The sequence below is a fragment of the Roseateles sp. P5_E11 genome (genome assembly GCF_054049355.1).
Genome location: NZ_JBFUMO010000977.1, coordinates 1 through 1,330, shown reverse-complemented (window position 1 = coordinate 1,330; position 1,330 = coordinate 1). Strand labels below are relative to the sequence as shown.

At 65.5% G+C, this 1,330-nt stretch carries 1 protein-coding gene; it reads left to right on the top strand.

The annotated features are described in order from the left end of the window. Window positions 1-1,330 (top strand): replicative DNA helicase (gene dnaB, locus ACXJKR_RS32660; protein WP_457326399.1); only part of this gene is annotated, 1,330 nt, incomplete at its 5' end.

Here is a 1,330-nt window from a genome sequence, read left to right as displayed (position 1 = left end):
GAGCGTGCTCGGTGGCCTGCTGATCGACAACTCGGCCTGGGACAAGGCGGCCGACCTGCTGACCGAGACCGACTTCTACCGCTTCGAGCACAAGCATGTATACGCAGCGGTCGGCAAGCTGATCAATGCGGGCAAGCCGGCTGACGTCGTCACCGTCTTTGACGAACTGACCTCGGTGGGGCGCGCCGAGGAATGCGGCGGCCTGGCCTATCTGAATGCGCTGGCCCAGAGCGTTCCAAGTGCCGCCAACCTGCGCCGTTATGCCGAGATCGTTCGCGAGCGGGCCATCCTGCGCAAGCTGGTCGCCACCAGCGACGAGATCGCGACCGCCGCGATGAATCCGCAGGGCCGTGCCGTCACGCAGATCCTGGACGAGGCCGAAGGCAAGATCTTCCGCATCGGCGAGGAGGGCTCTCGCAGCCGCCAGGGTTTCCAGAGCATGGACCAGCTCGTCGTGCAGCTGATCGACCGCGTCAACGAGCTGGCCGAGAGCGGCGCCCAGGACGTGACCGGCGTGCGCACTGGTTTCTACGACCTGGACCGCCAGACCGCCGGCCTGCAGGGCGGCGACCTCATCGTGCTCGCCGCGCGCCCGTCCATGGGCAAGACCGCGTTCGCGGTCAACATCGCCGAGAACGTCGCCATCAACGAAGGCCTGCCCGTCGTCATCTACTCGATGGAAATGGGTGCCGCACAGCTCGCGTTGCGTATGGTCRGTTCGATCGGCCGCATCGACCAGAGCCATCTGCGCACCGGCCAGCTGAAGGACGACGAATGGGGGCGCCTGTCGGAGGCCGTCGACAAGCTCGGCAAGGCCAGCATCTTCATCGACGAGAGCCCCGGCCTGTCGCCCAGTGAGGTGCGCGCCCGTGCACGCCGCCAGGCGCGCATCTGCGGCCAGCTCGGCCTGATCGTCATCGACTACCTGCAGCTGATGAGCGGCAACGGCGGCGGCAGCGAGGAAAACCGCGCGACGGTGCTGGGCGAGATCTCGCGCGGCCTGAAGGCCCTGGCCAAGGAGCTGAAGTGCCCCGTCATCGCCCTGTCGCAGCTGAACCGCTCGGTGGAGCAGCGGCCCGACAAGCGGCCGATGATGTCCGACCTGCGTGAGTCCGGCGCCATCGAGCAGGACGCTGACATCATCATGTTCATCTACCGTGATGAGTACTACACGAAGGACGAGTGCAAGGAGCCGGGCGTGGCTGAGATCATCATTGCGAAACAGCGTAATGGCCCGGTCGGGACAGTCAAGCTGATGTTCCAGCGGATGCACACCAAGTTTGAGAACCTCGCACCTGGGTATGTGGGTGTGGAGCGTGACGAGTACTGA